Origin of the sequence: Paracoccus bogoriensis (assembly GCF_019431455.1) — a bacterium.
In the GTDB taxonomy this organism is placed as follows: Bacteria; Pseudomonadota; Alphaproteobacteria; order Rhodobacterales; family Rhodobacteraceae; genus Paracoccus; species Paracoccus bogoriensis.
On the sequence record NZ_JAHYSR010000011.1, the window covers coordinates 60601 to 76502 of the forward strand.

Annotated in this window: 17 protein-coding genes; 13 read left to right on the forward strand and 4 right to left on the reverse strand. The window is 66.3% G+C overall.

All coding sequences use genetic code 11. The features are described 5' to 3' along the window. Positions 1-37: 37 nt before the first annotated feature. Positions 38-1252, reverse strand: coding sequence for an MFS transporter (locus KY389_RS07310; RefSeq protein ID WP_219830234.1), 1215 nt, complete (start codon positions 1250-1252; stop codon positions 38-40). Positions 1253-1256: 4 nt separating this feature from the next. Further along, positions 1257-1898 carry a bifunctional 4-hydroxy-2-oxoglutarate aldolase/2-dehydro-3-deoxy-phosphogluconate aldolase gene (gene eda, locus KY389_RS07315; RefSeq protein WP_219830235.1) on the reverse strand — a complete coding sequence of 214 codons (642 nt, stop codon included), beginning with the start codon at positions 1896-1898 and terminating at the stop codon, positions 1257-1259. 270 nt (positions 1899-2168) lie between these two features. On the opposite strand from eda, the gene rpsB reads away from it, so the two are divergent. Together rpsB and tsf are read left to right on the forward strand one after the other, a co-directional pair. Beyond that, on the forward strand, positions 2169-2948 hold the full coding sequence (gene rpsB / locus KY389_RS07320; protein ID WP_219830236.1) for a 30S ribosomal protein S2: 780 nt from the start codon (positions 2169-2171) through the stop codon (positions 2946-2948). Positions 2949-3034: 86 nt separating this feature from the next. Beyond that, positions 3035-3913, forward strand: coding sequence for a translation elongation factor Ts (gene tsf, locus KY389_RS07325; RefSeq protein ID WP_219830237.1), 879 nt, complete (start codon positions 3035-3037; stop codon positions 3911-3913). A gap of 127 nt (positions 3914-4040) precedes the next feature. Here tsf and KY389_RS07330 read toward each other — a convergent pair whose 3' ends face one another. Next, on the reverse strand, positions 4041-4583 hold the full coding sequence (locus KY389_RS07330) for a biotin transporter BioY (RefSeq protein WP_219830238.1): 543 nt from the start codon (positions 4581-4583) through the stop codon (positions 4041-4043). 368 nt (positions 4584-4951) lie between these two features. On the opposite strand from KY389_RS07330, the gene KY389_RS07335 reads away from it, so the two are divergent. The 8 genes from KY389_RS07335 (at position 4952) to rnd (ending at position 12073) form a co-directional block, all read left to right on the forward strand. Continuing rightward, positions 4952-7282 (forward strand): putative monovalent cation/H+ antiporter subunit A, encoded by a 2331-nt coding sequence (locus KY389_RS07335; protein ID WP_219830239.1) that lies wholly within the window; start codon positions 4952-4954, stop codon positions 7280-7282. Continuing rightward, complete coding sequence (locus KY389_RS07340) at positions 7282-7701, forward strand: Na+/H+ antiporter subunit B (protein ID WP_219830240.1); 420 nt, start codon at positions 7282-7284, stop codon at positions 7699-7701. Before KY389_RS07335 ends, KY389_RS07340 begins: the two co-directional genes overlap by 1 nt. A 2-nt stretch (positions 7702-7703) precedes the next feature. Next, complete coding sequence (locus KY389_RS07345) at positions 7704-8177, forward strand: Na+/H+ antiporter subunit C (protein WP_219830241.1); 474 nt, start codon at positions 7704-7706, stop codon at positions 8175-8177. Beyond that, the gene (locus KY389_RS07350; RefSeq protein WP_219830242.1) at positions 8174-9673 is read left to right on the forward strand and encodes a Na+/H+ antiporter subunit D; all 1500 of its coding nucleotides are present in this window, start codon (positions 8174-8176) and stop codon (positions 9671-9673) included. The genes KY389_RS07345 and KY389_RS07350 overlap by 4 nt, the downstream gene beginning before the upstream one ends. Further along, positions 9670-10146 (forward strand): Na+/H+ antiporter subunit E, encoded by a 477-nt coding sequence (locus tag KY389_RS07355; protein WP_219830243.1) that lies wholly within the window; start codon positions 9670-9672, stop codon positions 10144-10146. Before KY389_RS07350 ends, KY389_RS07355 begins: the two co-directional genes overlap by 4 nt. A gap of 4 nt (positions 10147-10150) precedes the next feature. After that, complete coding sequence (locus KY389_RS07360) at positions 10151-10441, forward strand: MrpF/PhaF family protein (protein WP_219830244.1); 291 nt, start codon at positions 10151-10153, stop codon at positions 10439-10441. Next, positions 10441-10797 (forward strand): monovalent cation/H(+) antiporter subunit G, encoded by a 357-nt coding sequence (gene mnhG / locus KY389_RS07365; RefSeq protein WP_246588007.1) that lies wholly within the window; start codon positions 10441-10443, stop codon positions 10795-10797. Before KY389_RS07360 ends, mnhG begins: the two co-directional genes overlap by 1 nt. A 112-nt stretch (positions 10798-10909) precedes the next feature. Further along, positions 10910-12073, forward strand: a complete 1164-nt coding sequence (gene rnd, locus KY389_RS07370) for a ribonuclease D (RefSeq protein WP_219830281.1) — start codon at positions 10910-10912, stop codon at positions 12071-12073. A 445-nt stretch (positions 12074-12518) separates the two neighbouring features. On the opposite strand, the gene KY389_RS07375 is transcribed toward rnd, so the two are convergent. Beyond that, complete coding sequence (locus tag KY389_RS07375) at positions 12519-13286, reverse strand: PAS domain-containing protein (protein ID WP_219830246.1); 768 nt, start codon at positions 13284-13286, stop codon at positions 12519-12521. Positions 13287-13488: 202 nt separating this feature from the next. Here KY389_RS07375 and gmk point away from each other — a divergent pair, with 202 nt between their 5' ends. Genes gmk through KY389_RS07390 form a run of 3 tightly spaced genes read left to right on the forward strand, consistent with a single transcriptional unit; the run spans position 13489 to position 15753 of the window. Continuing rightward, complete coding sequence (gmk, locus tag KY389_RS07380) at positions 13489-14124, forward strand: guanylate kinase (RefSeq protein ID WP_219830282.1); 636 nt, start codon at positions 13489-13491, stop codon at positions 14122-14124. Next, entirely contained in the window at positions 14121-14657 is a 537-nt protein-coding gene (locus KY389_RS07385; RefSeq protein ID WP_219830247.1) for a gamma carbonic anhydrase family protein, read from the forward strand. The genes gmk and KY389_RS07385 overlap by 4 nt, the downstream gene beginning before the upstream one ends. Beyond that, positions 14647-15753: a sensor histidine kinase gene (locus KY389_RS07390; protein ID WP_219830248.1), complete on the forward strand. Its 1107-nt coding sequence runs from the start codon at positions 14647-14649 to the stop codon at positions 15751-15753. Before KY389_RS07385 ends, KY389_RS07390 begins: the two co-directional genes overlap by 11 nt. The last annotated feature ends 149 nt before the right edge of the window (positions 15754-15902 follow it).

Genomic DNA, 15902 nt, shown 5'->3' on the forward strand with positions numbered 1-15902 from the left:
CCGAGGGCGTGAAGCCCCGGCGCTCAGGGCCCGACAATCAGGGCTCTTTCGGGCGCATGACCAGCCAGATCAGCGCGCCACCGGCCAGAACCAGAAAGGGCAGCATCGCCAGGTTCACCGCGTTCCAGCCCGCTTGAACCGACCCCCCAGCACAGTTCATCAGCCCGCCCGACGACAGCGAGGCCAGAAAAACTCCTCCAAAGACAAAAAAATCATTCATGCCCTGAACCTGTCCTCTTTCCTCGGGCGCATGGGCGCGGGTCAGCATGGCGGTCGCGCCGATATAGCCAAAATTCCAGCCGATCCCCAAAAGGACCAGCGACAGGAAGAATTGCTGCAACGCGACCCCAGACAGCGCCACCGCGCCCGCCAGGGCCAGGATCACCAACCCCGCACCGACGATCCGTTCGGCACCGAAGCGGGCGATCAGATGGCCGGTCACGAAGCTCGGTGCGAACATGGCCAGCACATGCGCGCTGACGATGTTGGCCGCGTCCGATGGCGCAAAGCCGCAGCCCACCACTGCCAGGGGTGTCGAGGTCATGACCAGGTTCATGAGCGCGTATGAGACCATCCCGCAGATCATCGCCACGCCAATGGCCGGGCGCCTGACGATCTCGCGCATGGGACGGGGCGCCGCGGCGTTGGCCGCAGGTGCCGGCGGTTTCGGCATGTCCAGAAACGCGAACAGGAACGGACCGACAAGGTTCAGCCCGATCACCGCCATGTAGGTCGCAAGAAACGGCACGGCGGTCAGCCCGTCCGTCCCCCGCACGATCGCCGGGCCGATGATCGCCGCCACCAGCCCCCCCGCCATGACCCACGAGATCGCCCGCGGGGCGTAGTCCTCGGGCGCGGTATCGGTCGCGGCAAAACGGTAGAAGCCCTGCGAGGACATGTAGATACCTGTCAGCAGCGATCCCGCCAGAAACAGCCAGAACGACCCGACCCACAGACCCGCCGCCGAGACCGCCGCTCCGATCCCGCCTGCCGTCGTCGCCAGCAGGAAACCCGCTGGCCGACCCCGCGCCTGCATCAGCCGCGATAGCGGTTGCGCGGTCAGGGTCGAGCCGAGAATGATCATCGACAGGGGCAGAGTTGCAAGACAGGGGCTGGGCGCAAGGATCGCCCCCGCCAGGCCGCCCACGATGAACATGATCGGCATCTGCGCGCCCAGGATGGCCTGCGCCATCACCAGGATGAGAACGTTGCGCCTTGCGCGTCCCAGGTCCAGGGCCGGAGCGTCTTGCATCGATCTAGCGGTGCAGGGCGCTGGCGGCGCGGGCGCGTTCCTCGATGGCCTGCCAGTTCCCCGCCGCCATGTCGGCATCCGTCACGATCCAGCTGCCGCCGACGCAGACCACGTTCGGCAACGACAAATAGCCGCCCGCGTTCTGCGGGGTTATGCCTCCGGTCGGGCAGAAGCTGATCCGGGGCAGGGGGCCTGCCAGCGATTTCAGCGCCGGCGCGCCGCCCACGGCCTCGGCCGGGAAGAACTTCAGCATGTCATAGCCCGCATCCGAGGCCCGCATCACCTCGGACGCGGTGACGGCGCCGGGCAGCAGCGGAAGGCCGATTTCCTCGCAGGCGGCGATCAGGCGGTCGGTCAGACCGGGCGAGACCGCAAAGGTCGCCCCCGCGTCCCGGGCGCGCTTCGCATCGTCGGGCGTCAGCACGGTGCCTGCGCCGACATGGCCGCCCTCGATCCGGGACATGGCGCGGATGGCGTCCAGCGCCGCGTCCGAGCGCAGCGTGACCTCCAGCACGGGCAGGCCGCCCGCGACCAGCGCCCGTGCCAGATCGGCGCCCCTGGCCGCGTCCTGGATGACGATGACCGGAATGACCGGGGCCAGCTTGCACAGGGCTTTCGTGGCTTGGGACTGGGTTTCGGGGGTCATGGCACACCTTCGGCAGGAACATTCGCGCCGACCTGACCCCAAACCCCGCGCCGATGCAAGGGAAAGCCCGCCTGTTCCCTTGGCTATGTTAAGGCTATCGGCGTCGATATCACAGCGTTTCCCCCTTGCGCTGGCGGGGATCAGAGGCTAAGTCGCGCAGACTTCACAGGCAGGGGCGGGCCCTTGCGGGAGACATCCGCAAACGGTCCACCGGTTGGGGCGATCGCCCTGAAACCCCCTGCCAGGGCGCAAACCGGAAAGGAACACGATATGGCGCTTCCCGAATTCACCCTGCGTCAGCTGCTGGAAGCCGGTGTCCATTACGGCCACCAGACGCAGCGCTGGAACCCCCGTATGGGACAATACATCTATGGCGAGCGTAACGGCATCCACATCCTGGATCTGACGCAGACTGTCCCAATGCTGGATCAGGCACTGACCGTGATCCGCGACACCGTCGCCAAGGGCGGCCGCGTCCTGTTCGTCGGCACCAAGCGCCAGGCTCAGAAGGCCATCGCCGAAGCGGCCGAGAAATCCGCGCAATTCTACATGAATCACCGCTGGCTGGGCGGCACGCTGACCAACTGGAAGACCGTCAGCCAGTCGATCAACCGTCTGAAAGCCATCGACGAGACGATGGCCAGCGGCGCCGAGGGTCTGACCAAGAAAGAGCGTCTGCAACTTGAACGCGAGCAGGCCAAGCTGCAGGCGTCGCTTGGCGGCATCCGCGACATGGGCGGCCTGCCGGACCTGCTGTTCGTCATCGACGTGAACAAGGAAGACCTGGCCATCGCCGAGGCGAAGAAGCTGGGCATCCCGGTGGTCGCCGTGGTCGATACCAACTGCTCGCCCGAAGGCGTTGACTACATCATTCCGGGCAATGACGATGCCTCTCGCGCCATTGCGCTTTATTGCGACCTGGCCAGCCGCGCTGCGCTGGAAGGCATGTCGGTTCAGATGGGCGCCGCCGGGGTCGATCTGGGTTCCCTGGCCGAAGCCCCCGAAGAATTGCTGGACGAGGCCGCCCCGGAAGAAGCCGCCGAGGCCTGATCCCGTCCGCGGATCGAGTTTTTCACGGAATTGTCGTCAGGCGGGGATAAGCCCCGCCTGACGCGTTGACATCAGAGGAGACGGATATGGCAATCACCGCAGCGATGGTGAAGGAACTGCGTGAGACCACAGGCGCAGGCATGATGGACGCCAAGAAGGCCCTGACCGAAACTGATGGCGACATGGAGGCGGCCATCGACTGGCTGCGCACCAAGGGTCTGGCCAAGGCCGCCAAGAAATCCGGTCGCATTGCTGCCGAAGGCCTTGTCGCCGTGGCCGTCAAGCCCGGCAAGGGCGTCGCGGTCGAGGTGAACTCGGAAACCGATTTCGTGGGCAAGAACGAGGAATTCCAGGCCATGGTCCGCAAGATCGCGCAGGCTGCGCTGAATGTGGACGATGTCGAGGCGCTGAAGAACGAGCAGATCGACGGCAAGCCGGTTTCCGAGATCCTGACCGACGCGATCGCCAAGATCGGCGAGAACATGACGCTGCGCCGCATGGTCGTCGTGACCGCGCCGACGGTCGTGCACTATGTCCACAACGCCGCTGCTGACGGCATGGGCAAGATCGGCGTGCTGGTCGGCCTTGAAGGCGGTAATGAAGAGATCGGGCGCCAGATCGCGATGCACGTCGCCGCGACCTCGCCCGCCTCGCTGGACGAAAGCGACCTGGACCCCGCGCTGGTCGAGCGCGAGAAGCAGGTTCTGACCGAACAGGCGCGCGAATCGGGCAAACCCGAGGCCGTGATCGAGAAGATGATCGAAGGCCGCATGAAGAAGTTCTTCGAAGAGGTCACGCTGACCGGCCAGAAATTCGTCATCAACCCCGACCTGACCGTGGCCGAGGCTGCGAAAGAGGCGGGCGCGACCATCAAGGGCTTTGCCCGCGTGGCCGTCGGCGAAGGCATCGAGAAGAAGGAAGAGGATTTCGCCGCCGAGGTCGCCAAGACCCTCGCCGGCGCCTGATCCCGGGATCCTCGCACGACCTGGAATGCCGGTCCGAAAGGGCCGGCATTTTCTCTTTCAGGTCAGTGAGGGAAAAAGAAAGCCCTGCAAGATCTTGCAGGGCTTTCTTCAGAGGGGTGTGGTCGGATCAGCGGCGGGCAGTGATCCGGCGGACGCCCTCGATCAGCATGAGCGCGACGACCAGCTTGACCAGATCGCCCAGGATGAAGGGCGTGAAGCCTGCGGCCAGCACACGTTCGGACGGGACGAAGTTCGACAGCCACAGCAGGCCCGGCACATAAATCGTGGCCAGGCCGGCCAGCATCGCCAATCCGCGGCCAAGCGTCGCGCGGCCCTGCGCCAGATGACCCGTCACCAGCATCGCGGCGGCCATGCCCAGCAGAAAGCCGGCGGTCGGTCCGGCCAGATAGGCCGGGCCTGCGGCAGCGCCCGCAAAGACGGGCAACCCAGCCAGGCCGGCGGCGAGGTAACTGACCATCGCAGCCAGGCCGAGACGCGGCCCCAGGACCACGGCCAGGCCCATCACCGCCATGGTCTGCAGGGTCATTGGCACCGGCCAGAACGGCACCTGAACCTTGGCGCTGAGCGCGATCAGGGCGGCGGCACCCAGGGTAAGGCCGACCTTGCCCATCAGGCTGGCGGGCGCGAAGCGGGATTGTGCAAGCAGCATGGCATTCCTTTCCGTGCTAAAGGCGATTCGCGCAGCTCAAGTGGCCTGCGCTTCTGGCGGGCACTTTGTCCGATTGCGGGGCATTCGCACAAGCCTTCTTGCGCGTGGGCGGCCCTTGGTGACACAACAGGGCGGTCCCCACGCTGGCGCGAAAATGCGGCACTTGGTCGCAACCTGCTCTGGCCGATGCGGGCGGGACGGCGCGCGCATACTTCTTTACAGGGCCGTGCAGCCCCTGGGTAGGGGTGGGGCCGGGTGGGGTGGAATTCGCGTGCAGCCAGGCCGATTTCGCCGCCGAACACCTGTTTTCCCGAGAAAAAGGGTGATATTCCCGCCGCCAAATGCATGCCGCGACGGGGGTTCGAGACATGGCTGACGATTATCCAAAGGTTGACCGCGTGATGGGGGGGGCCTCGGGCTGGTTCTCGATCGCCCTGCCTGCGGTTCTGTTCCTGTATTTCCTGGGCCTTGTGCCCCAGATCGCCGAGACACCCCAGGTGCGCGGGATCGAATGGGTGCCCTCGCTCGGGATCGGGCTTTCGGTGCTGCTGGACGGGCTGAGCCTGACCTTCGCGCTGCTGATCACCGGGATCGGCACCGCCGTCACGCTGTATTCGGCGCGCTATCTGGGCCAGCATCCCGATTACCCGCGCTTTGTCGCCTATCTGATGCTGTTCATGGTCGGGATGCTGGGCCTGGTCTTGGCGGGCAACCTGATCTCGCTCTTCGTGTTCTGGGAGGTGACGACGATCGCATCCTACCTGCTGATCGGCTTCAACGCCGACAGCGCCAAGTCCCGCCGCTCGGCGTTGCAGGCGCTGCTGGTCACGGGGACGGGCGGTCTGATCCTGCTGGCGGGGATGATCGTGCTGGGCACCGTGGCGGGCAGCTTCGAGCTGGTCGAGATCCTGAGCCAGGGCGAGATGCTGCGCGATCATCCCTGGTATCTGGCGATCCTGCTGCTGTTCCTGGCGGGCGCCTTCACCAAATCGGCGCAGGTGCCGTTCCATTTCTGGCTTCCCAACGCGATGGCCGCGCCCACCCCCGTTTCGGCCTATCTGCACAGCGCCACCATGGTAAAGGCGGGCGTGTTCCTGCTGGCGCGGATGAATCCCGCGCTTGGCGGCACCGAGGCCTGGTTCTGGATGCTGACGCTGTTCGGCGGCGTGACGGCGGTTTTTGCCTCGGTCATGTCGCTGCGTCAGACCGACATCAAGCAGGTTTTGGCCTACACGACGCTGATGGCGCTTGGCACGCTGACCATGTTCATCGGCGCGGGCACGCATTACGCGATCATGGCGGCGATGCTGTTCCTGGTGGTGCATTCGCTCTACAAGGCCGCGCTGTTCCTGATGATCGGCATCGTGGACCACGCCACCGGCACGCGCGAGACCGGGGTGCTGGGCGGTCTGGCCAAGGCCATGCCGCTGACCGGCCTGGCGGCGGCGCTGGCGGCGGTCAGCATGGCGGGCATCCCGCCCATGGTCGGCTTCATCGGCAAGGAATTCATGTACAAGGCCGGGCTTGGTCTGGGCGGCTTCGGCGCGATCTGGGTCACGGTGATGATTTTCGCGGCCTCGGTGATGATGTTCGTCGTGGCCGGGATCGTCGCCTGGAAGCCCTTCCGCGGCGAGTTGCGCCAGACGCCCCATGCCGCGCATGAGGGGCCGTGGCCGATGCTGGCCGGTCCCCTTGTCCTGGGCGCGCTGTCGCTGATCTTCGGCCTGTTCCCCGGCATTCTGGCGCATTACTTCGTCGGCCCCGCGACTCATGCCGTCTTCGGCGAGGTGCGCGAGGTGCATCTGTATCTGTGGGGCGGGATCAACATGGCGCTGGTCCTGTCGCTGCTGACCTTTCTTGCGGGCTGGCTGATGTATCGCCGCCACGAGGCGATCCGCGACCGGCTGACCCGCATCGAGGAAGGCAGCCGCGTCAACTTCGACGCGGGCTGGGACCGCGTGCTGGACGGGCTGAAGGCGCTGGCCGCCTGGCAGACGCGCCTGATCCAGACCGGCAATCTTCAGACCTACATGGCGGTGATCTTTGCCAGCTTCACCATCCTCGTCGGCGCGACCTTCCTGCTGCGCGGTGGCATGGGCAGCGGCATCAATTATCAGGCCGACGGCATCCACCCGATCCAATGGACGGTGCTGGCGCTGATCGCGATGGGCGCGATCCTGGCGACCATCACCTCCAGCCGGATGACGGCGGTTGCGGCGCTTGGCGTGGTGGGCATCGGCGTGGCGCTGATCTTCATCATGTTCAGCGCCCCCGACGTGGCCATCACGCAGCTTCTGGTCGAGGTTCTGGTCGTCGTGCTGGTCGCGCTGGTCATGCTGCGGCTGCCGCATCTGCCGGTGCGCTCGGCCTCGGGCTTCCGGGCAGGCCATGCGGCGATCGCGGCGGCCTTCGGCATCCTCAGCACATTGGTGATGATCGCGGTCCTGCAGACGCCCTTTGATCGTCGCCTGACCGATTTCTTCGAGATCGCATCCTGGCCCGAGGCGCATGGCCGCAACATCGTGAACGTCATCCTGGTCGATTTCCGCGCCACCGACACGTTCGGCGAAATCGTCGTGGTCGTCATCGCGGCGGTGGGTGCCTATGCGTTGCTGCGCGGTGCGCCGGGCGCCAGGCCGACGCCGGAAGACGAGGAACCCGCGCAGGTCGCCGCCGCCGACAAGGGGGAGAAAGTCTGATGCAATCCCTGATTCTGACCACCGCGACCCGGCTGCTGGTCGCCCTGCTGCTGGTCTTTTCGATCTATGCGCTGCTGCGCGGGCACAACCTGCCCGGAGGCGGCTTCATCGGCGGGCTGATCGGCGCCACGGGCTTCATCCTCTATGTGATCGCGACCTCCGTCTCGGATGCGCGCAGCGCCTTGCGGGTCGATCCCACCAACATCGCCATGCTGGGCGTCGGCATCGCCGCCCTTTCGGGCATCATGGGCGCCTTCGCCGGAGACCCCTTTCTGACCGGTCAGTGGTTGTTCCTGTTTGCCGCCGAGGGCGAAAAGGGCCTGCCGCTGTCCTCGGTGCTGGTCTTCGATGTCGGGGTCTATCTGGCCGTGTTCGGCGGCATCCTGACGCTGGTCTTTGCCATGGAAGAGGAGATCTGAGGGTGGAATTGCTGCTTGCCCTGACCATCGGCGTGCTGATGGCCTCGTCCGTCTATCTGATGCTGGACCGCAACGTGATCCGCTTCCTGTTCGGGCTGATCCTGCTGTCGAACGCGGCGAACCTGGTGATCTTCCTGTCCGGCCGCCTGACGGCAGGTGCGCCGCCGCTGATCGACGAAGGCGCCTATGCGCCGACGGGCGTCGTCGCCAATGCGCTGCCGCAGGCGCTGGTGCTGACGGCCATCGTGATCGGCTTCGGCCTTCTGGCCTTCACGCTGGCGCTGGTTTACCGGACCTATCGCAGCCTCGGCACCGTCAACAGTGACGAGATGCGCCTGGCCGAGCCGGTTTCCGCGCCCAGGACCACGCCCCATCCCGACCCGACCGCCGCACCCGGCACGCCGCCCGCCAGCGATCCGACGCTGGACAAGACCGACGCCACCACGACCCCCACGGGCGGGGAGGCCCGCGCATGAGCTGGATTCTCGTCAACCCGATCCTGATTCCGCTGGTCACGGCGGTTCTGGCCTATCTGTTCCGCACCAGCCCCGCCGGGCGCTGGATTTCGGTCGCGGGCACGGTGGTGCTGCTGTTCGCCAGCCTCATCCTGATGGGCGAGGTGCTGGAGCACGGCGTCATCGCCGGGCAGATGTCGAACTGGCAGGCACCCTTCGGCATCACGCTGGTCGCCGATTACCTGGGCGGCGTCATGGTCGTGATCACCGCGATCACGGCGATGGCCACGGTCATCTACACCCTCGCCGAGATCCCCGAGCGGCTGGAGCGTCTGGGCTTTCACGCCCTGCTTCAGGTGCTGGTTGCGGCGGTCTGCGGCGCCTTCCTGACGGGCGACCTGTTCAACCTCTATGTCTGGTTCGAGGTCATGCTGATCTCCAGCTTCGGCCTTCTGGTGCTGGGCGGCAGCAAGGAACAGCTGGATGGCGGCATCAAGTATGTGACACTGAACCTCGTCTCGACGATCATGTTCCTGTCGGGGATTGGCCTGCTTTACGGGATCACCGGCACGCTGAACATGGCGGACCTGCACCTGGCCGTGCGCGAGGTCGAGAATGCCGGCCTGCTGACCACGATCGCCGTGATGTTCATGGTGGCCTTCGGGGTCAAGGCGGCGCTGTTTCCGCTGTTCTTCTGGCTGCCGGCCTCGTATCATACGCCGCCGGTCGCGGTGTCCGCGATCTTCGCGGGCCTGCTGACCAAGGTGGGCGTCTATGCGCTGATCCGCAGCTTCACGCTGATCTTCGATCAGGACGTGACCTTCACGCACACGATCCTGCTGTGGCTGGCCGTGGCGACGATGGTGACGGGCGTTCTGGGCGCGGCCGCGATGAACGATTTCCGTCGCATCCTGTCCTTCCACATCATCAGCCAGATCGGCTACATGGTGCTGGGGCTTGCGCTCTTCACGCCGCTTGGCCTTGTGGGGGCGGTCTTCTACCTCGTCCACCACATCATCGTGAAGGCCAACCTGTTCTTTGTCGCGGGCGTCGCCAAGCGGATCGGCGGCAGCACGGACCTGTCGCGTCTGGGCGGGCTTTACGCCCATGCGCCGCTGCTGGCCTTCCTGTTCCTGATCCCGGCCTTCTCGCTGGCGGGCTTTCCGCCGCTATCGGGCTTCTGGGCGAAATACGTCGTCGTCAAGGCGGCGCTGGATCTGGAGATGTGGTTCGTGGCCGGCGCCTCTCTGGCGGTGGGCCTGCTGACGATCTACTCGATGACCAAGATCTGGGGCGCGGCCTTCTGGCCGAAGCACCCCGATGGGATCAAGCCGCGTCTGGGCGATCTGCCAGCGGGCGAACGGGTGGCGCTGATGGCGCCGATCGTCGGGCTGGCGGTGCTGACCTGCATCATCGGCCTTTTCCCCGAGCCCTTCGTGCAGTTCGCCGAGACCTCGGCCGAGCAACTGCTTGACCCGACCGCCTATGTCACGACCGTTCTGGGGGTGCAGCCATGAACCTGTTTGCCACGAACCTGCTGCTGGCCTTTGCCTGGGTCGCGCTGATGGGCGATCTGTCGCTGGCGGGCCTGATCACGGGCTTCCTGATCGGTCTGGCCGCGATGTGGCTGGTGCGCCCGCTTTTCCCGCAAACGGGCAGCTACTTCCTGCGGCTCTATTACTGGGCGCGGCTGATCGTGATGTTCGTCTATGAACTGGTGGTCAGCTCTTTCGCCGTGGTCGCGGACGTGATCACGCCGGGCCAGCGTTCCAGGCCTGCGCTGATCGCGGTGCCCTTGAACGTGACGACCGATCTGCAGATCACGCTGCTGTCGAACTTCATCTCGCTGACGCCGGGCACGTTGACGCTGGATGTCTCGGCCGACCGCAAGACGCTGTATATCCACGCGATGTTCGGCGAGGACGCCGACGCGATCCGGGCGCAGATCCGCGACCGGTTCGAGGTCTGGGTGCGCGAGGCGACGGAGTAAGGCGATGACATTTCTGGATTATGCAGTTCTTCTGGGCTTCGCGCTGGTCATTCTGGGGGTCGCGCTGGCCTCGATCCGGCTGATCAAGGGGCCGACGCTGGCCGACCGGATCGTGGCGCTGGACATGATGACGGTGCAGCTTGTGGCCTTTGCCGGCCTGTCGGCGCTGCAATCGCGCAATGCGGCCTTTCTGGATGTTGCCGTGGTGTTGGCGCTGGTGGGCTTTCTGGCGACCGTCTGCCTGGCCCGCTATCTGGAACGGCGCAACGCCATCAACCGCGAGGATCGGGAATGATGATCGAACTTCTTGTCGCCTTTCTGGTCGTGGGCGGGGGCTTCTTCTGCTTTGCCGCCGGTCTGGGCGTGCTGCGCCTGCCCGATCTTCTGGTCCGGATGCATGCCTCGACCAAGGCCGGCACGCTTGGCTCGGGCCTGATCCTGACCGCCGTGGCCTTTGCCTTTCTTGAGGGCACAGTGACGGCGCGGGCCGTGGCGGCCATCGTCTTCCTGCTGCTGACCGCGCCGGTCGCGGCGCATCTGATCGGGCGCGCGGCGTTCCGCACGGGCGTTCCGATGGACGCAAAGACCCGCTGCGAGCCGGGCGTGGCCGAGGCGCTGCATCACCGTCAGCCCGACGAGGCGCCGCGCTGACGCTGCGACAAGGGCCGCCCCACGCGGCCCTTTTCAATTTCCTGTCAACGGCGTAGAACACGCGGATGGGCGGACGAACCGCCGCACGCGAAAGAGCCGTATGAGCCAGGACATCACCACCATCACCCGCACGGACGAGCTTGCCTTGTTCTGCGAGGCTGCGAAAGCCGCCCCTTACGTCACTGTCGATACCGAATTCCTGCGCGAACGGACCTATTGGTCCAAGCTGTGCCTGATCCAGCTTGCGCTACCGCCCGCGGGACAATCGGGCGCGGGGCAGGCGGTTCTGGTCGATCCCATGGCCGAGAGCCTGTCGCTGGAGCCGCTTTACGACCTGTTCCGACACAAGGGCACGGTCAAGGTCTTTCACGCGGCGCGCCAGGATCTGGAAATCTTCCACCATGACGCGGGCATCTTCCCCGAGCCGCTGTTTGACACGCAGGTTGCGGCGATGGTTTGCGGCTTTGGCGAGCAGGTCGGCTACGAAACGCTTGTTCGCAAGATCGCGCGCGCCAATCTGGACAAGTCCTCGCGCTTCACCGACTGGTCGCGCAGACCGCTGTCGGACGCGCAGGCCGCCTATGCGCTGGCCGACGTGACGCATCTGCGTCAGATCTATGAATTCCTGTCGGCCGAACTGGTCAAGACCGGACGCGAAAGCTGGTTGGCCGAGGAACTGGCAGTGCTGACCGATCCCGAGACCTATATCACCCGCCCCGAGGAAGCATGGAAGAAGGTGCGCACCCGCACGAATTCGCCTCGCTTCCTGGCGATCCTGCGCGAACTTGCGCGATTTCGCGAGGCCTACGCGCAGGAACGCGACATCCCGCGCTCGCGCGTGTTCAAGGATGATGCAATGATCGAGCTGGCCTCGACCAAGCCGCTGACCGAATCCGATCTGGCACGCTCGCGCCTGCTTCTGCGCGAGGCGCGTAAGGGCGAAATCGCCAATGGCATCCTGGCCGCCGTCAAGGCGGGGATCGAAACCCGCGACCTGCCGCAGCCCAGATCCGAAGAGCCTGGCCGACCCGGCAATGCCGCCCTGTCGGATCTTTTGCGGGTCTTGCTGAAGGCCAAGGCCGATGCGGCGGGGGTGGCGCCGAAATTGATCGCCTCGGCCTCGGATCTGGACGCCATTGCCACGGGCGAACGTGATGTGCCTGCTCTGCAAGGCTGGCGGGCCGAGGTTTTCGGTCGTGACGCGCTGCGCCTTGCGAGCGGCGAGATCGCCCTGTCTGCGCAGGGTGGCGCCGTCAAGGTCATCCAGGCCCGGTGATGCGGTGGCTCCGCGCTCGTGCCTGACCCCTTCATGGGGTGCCATGACTCTGCGCCTATCAGTGCCATGACAGCCGATCGGAACAGCCTGCTTTCGCGGGCGGGTTTTCCCTTGGCCCTCTCGCAAGGCCCATGCGGTTGGGGTCGTCGCGCGCGAGGCTGAACGAACATCTTTTCTGGCAGGACCAGGGGGCGGCCTCCGCCGGTAAACGAACTTCTGAATCCGGATTGCGCCGGATGGCAAGGTCGCCGCCGTCCTTGATGTGACCATCGCCCCTGGATCTGCCCGAGCCGCTGGCCGATGGGTCGGACAAGCAGCCCGCGCGGTGCATCCGCGAATCCGGGCCTTCGCCGGGTCGAGGGTATCGCAGTCAAGGGCGAGGGGCGCGCTGCGCCCGCCCAAGCCGCCCCTTACCGCCGATAGCCAGGGTTGTCGGGCCGAGGCGTCAGGGCGTTTCGGGCGGTTTTGCCCCCTGAACGATGTAAAATCGCGCGCGCCGTTCCTCGGGGGTGATCCCGCTATCCTCGGGGCCGAAGCCTCGGCCCGACGACCGGGGCTGGCGCGGCTGGGGTCGGGGAAGAAAGCCGTCACCCGTCTCGGCAAAGCCCAGGATCGAGGGCGAGGGGGTCAGCGTGACGCCGCCGTCGATCACGGGCATGACGCGGTCCGAGACCAGATCGAAACGACGCGGCGCCTCGCCCATGTCGCCCTGGAACACCAGGCAGCCGAGTGCGCGCGTCACATCCCCCAGATCGGACCGCAGCGGCATCAGCAGCATCTGCCCCTTCAGCGCAGGGCGCGCATAGCCAGCCGGCGATGCCAGCCGCAGTTCCGCAATCTGCGGCGCCTTGAACACGCTTTCCAGCACATCCGACAATCTGCCGCGGGACGAGGGGTTCAGAAAGGCACAGATCGGCATACCGCGCACCTCCATCCCCATCAGGTCGATCAGGTGGCGTCCCGCCAGCCTGATCCGCGCGGCGCCGGGTGCGATCCGCTCAAGGATGAAGGCATTCTCGATGGCGCTGGAAAAGCCGCGCGGGTCCACATCGGAACGTGCCGGAACCGCCCGCCCCCCGCGCAAGAGGTTCCAGTAGCGCCGTATCTCGTGCAGCATGGTCTCTGCCCGACCGACGCCGTTGATGCCAAGGCGCGGCACGGCTTGCGGGCCGTCCCGGTCGGGCAGGTCGGAACCGGTCTCATGATCGCTCATGCTGCGCCTCGTTACACACGGAACAGACAGGCAGCCTTCTGCGCCTGAAATCACCCGTGCAGCATAGCCGGATCAAGCTGTCATGCCGAGTCCTTCGTTACCGGATGGTTAAGTTTGCCGCGCGGCTTTCGCGAAAGCCTTGACCCGCTGGCCGGGCCGTTGCATCCCCCCTTGCAATCGCCAGACCAAAGGAAGCCTGATGATGATGCGCACCGGTTTGATGGTCATTCTGTCCTCGCCTTCGGGGGCGGGGAAATCGACTTTGGCGCGGCGTCTGATGGCGTGGGATGACAGCCTGCGTTTCTCGGTCTCGGCCACGACGCGCCCGCCCCGGCCCGGCGAGGTGGACGGCGTTCATTACCACTTCACCGATACCGACACCTTTCGCCGCATGGTCGCTGACGGGCAGATGCTGGAACATGCCGAAGTGTTCGGCAATTTCTACGGCACTCCTCGCGCGCCGGTCGAAAAGGCCATGGCCGAGGGGCGCGACACGCTGTTCGATGTGGATTGGCAGGGTGGCCAGCAGATCCGCGCCTCGGCGCTGGGGCGTCACGTCGTGTCGATCTTCGTGCTGCCCCCCTCGCTGCCCGAACTGGAACGCCGCCTGCGCACGCGCGGCCAGGACAGCGATGCGGTCATCGCAGAACGGATGCGGAAAAGCCGGGCCGAGATCAGCCATTGGGCCGAATACGATTACGTCCTTGTCAATGACGATCTGGACAAGACCGAGGCAAGGCTGCGCGCCATCCTGACCGCCGAGCGGCTGCGCCGCGACCGTCAGACGGGCTTGGGGGGCTTTGTGCAGGCTCTGATGACCGAAGGAACCGAGGCATGATCTGGGCGCTGGACGGGCTGACCCCGCAGATCGCGCCCGATGCCTGGATCGCGCCCGATGCGCAGGTGATGGGCCGGGTCGTGCTGGAGGCGGCCAGCTCGGTCTGGTTCGGCGCGGTCCTGCGGGGCGATACCGAAGAGATCCGCGTGGGACAGGGTAGTAATGTTCAGGATCTGTGCTGCCTGCATACCGATCCCGGCTTTCCGCTTCTGATCGGGGCGGATTGCACCATCGGCCATCGCGCGATCCTGCATGGCTGCCGGATCGGCGACGGTGTGCTGGTCGGTATGGGCGCCACGATCCTGAACGGCGCCGAGATCGGTCCGGGCGCGCTGATCGGCGCGGGCGCGCTGATCCCCGAAGGGCGGCAGGTGCCGCCGGGCGCGCTGGTGATGGGAATGCCCGGCAAGGTCGTGCGAATGCTGGATGCCGATGCGCAGGACGGTCTGCGCGCCGCGGCCGGGCGTTACCGCGCGAACGCCGCGCGATTCCAGGCGGGGCTGCGCGCCTTGGGGCCGGGCGATGTCGGCTGAATTGCGGCGCCGCGCCCAGGGCCTTCTGGATGGGGTGCCAGTGCCGATGCTGGCCGTGGATGCGCAGGCGCGCACCATCGCGGCCAATGCCGCCGCGCGGCTGCTGCTGGGCGAGGATCTGCTTGACCGGCCCTTTGTCACGGTGCTGCGTCATCCGGGTGTCGTGCAGGCAGTGGATTGGGTTCTGGACCCCGACCGCCATCCCGCCCCCAAGCCAGCCGAAGATTCGACCGCCGCGCCCGGCTGCGCCGAGCTGCGGGCGCGGCTTGGGGTGGACGGGCGCACGATCATGGCCGAGATCACCGTGGCGCCCCTGTCGCTGCTGATCGGGCGGGGGGCGAGCATTGCCATCCTGGATCGTTCCGTCGCGGACGAGGCCGAACAGGTGCGCCGCGACTTCGTCGCCAATGTCAGTCACGAACTGAAGACCCCCCTGACCGCGATGCTGGGCTTCATCGAGACCCTGCGCGGCCCGGCGCGCGACGATGCCCGCGCCCGCGACCGTTTTCTGGACATCATGGAACGCGAGGCCGGCCGCATGAATCGGCTGATCAGCGATCTGCTGTCGCTGAGCCGCGTCCAGGCCGAAGAACGGCGCCGTCCCGCGCAGATGCTGGATCTGGCCGGGCTGCTGCGGTCTGTCCTGGCGACGATGGAGCCGCGCGCCGCGGCCGCCGGGGTGGTGCTGCGGACCGAGGGGCTGGACCAGCCGGTCACGCTGCCGGGCGACGCCGACCAGTTGACGCAGGTGTTTCAGAACCTGATCGAGAACGGGCTGAAATATGGCGGCTCGGGCGGGCTTCTGGAGGTCGTTCTGCGCCGCATCCCGCACGAGCCGCAACTGCGCGGGCCGGGCTGGTCGGTCGAGATCGTCGATCACGGCGAAGGAATCGACGAGATCCATCTGCCGCGTCTGACGGAACGGTTCTACCGCGTGGACACCCACCGGTCACGCGAACAGGGGGGAACGGGGCTGGGCCTGGCCATCGTCAAGCACATCATCAGCCGTCATCGCGGCCGCCTGCGGATCGAGAGCGAGCGCGGCAAGGGCAGCCGGTTCTCGGTCGTGCTGCCCGAAGATCTTCGCCGCGGTTGACGGCGCGCGATCTTGGCCGGGCAGGGGCGCTCGCGCCCCGTCGCGTGCCGCGACTCTGCCCCGAGAATATTTGGACAAGGCAAAGGGGCCGGGTCTCGCGCTTTGGCGGCGCATTGCCTATAAGCGGGGCGGGGCCAGAAGAGGGGACA

Coding starts and splice junctions, on each gene's coding strand:
- KY389_RS07385 (WP_219830247.1), top strand. CDS start 14,121: ATGATCTGGGCGCTGGACGGGCTGACCCCGCAGATCGCGCCCGATGCC.
- eda (WP_219830235.1), bottom strand. CDS start 1,898: ATGACCCCCGAAACCCAGTCCCAAGCCACGAAAGCCCTGTGCAAGCTG.
- KY389_RS07375 (WP_219830246.1), bottom strand. CDS start 13,286: ATGAGCGATCATGAGACCGGTTCCGACCTGCCCGACCGGGACGGCCCG.
- rpsB (WP_219830236.1), top strand. CDS start 2,169: ATGGCGCTTCCCGAATTCACCCTGCGTCAGCTGCTGGAAGCCGGTGTC.
- gmk (WP_219830282.1), top strand. CDS start 13,489: ATGATGCGCACCGGTTTGATGGTCATTCTGTCCTCGCCTTCGGGGGCG.
- tsf (WP_219830237.1), top strand. CDS start 3,035: ATGGCAATCACCGCAGCGATGGTGAAGGAACTGCGTGAGACCACAGGC.
- KY389_RS07340 (WP_219830240.1), top strand. CDS start 7,282: ATGCAATCCCTGATTCTGACCACCGCGACCCGGCTGCTGGTCGCCCTG.
- mnhG (WP_246588007.1), top strand. CDS start 10,441: ATGATCGAACTTCTTGTCGCCTTTCTGGTCGTGGGCGGGGGCTTCTTC.
- KY389_RS07390 (WP_219830248.1), top strand. CDS start 14,647: ATGTCGGCTGAATTGCGGCGCCGCGCCCAGGGCCTTCTGGATGGGGTG.
- KY389_RS07350 (WP_219830242.1), top strand. CDS start 8,174: ATGAGCTGGATTCTCGTCAACCCGATCCTGATTCCGCTGGTCACGGCG.
- KY389_RS07360 (WP_219830244.1), top strand. CDS start 10,151: ATGACATTTCTGGATTATGCAGTTCTTCTGGGCTTCGCGCTGGTCATT.
- KY389_RS07355 (WP_219830243.1), top strand. CDS start 9,670: ATGAACCTGTTTGCCACGAACCTGCTGCTGGCCTTTGCCTGGGTCGCG.
- KY389_RS07330 (WP_219830238.1), bottom strand. CDS start 4,583: ATGCTGCTTGCACAATCCCGCTTCGCGCCCGCCAGCCTGATGGGCAAG.
- KY389_RS07335 (WP_219830239.1), top strand. CDS start 4,952: ATGGCTGACGATTATCCAAAGGTTGACCGCGTGATGGGGGGGGCCTCG.
- KY389_RS07310 (WP_219830234.1), bottom strand. CDS start 1,252: ATGCAAGACGCTCCGGCCCTGGACCTGGGACGCGCAAGGCGCAACGTT.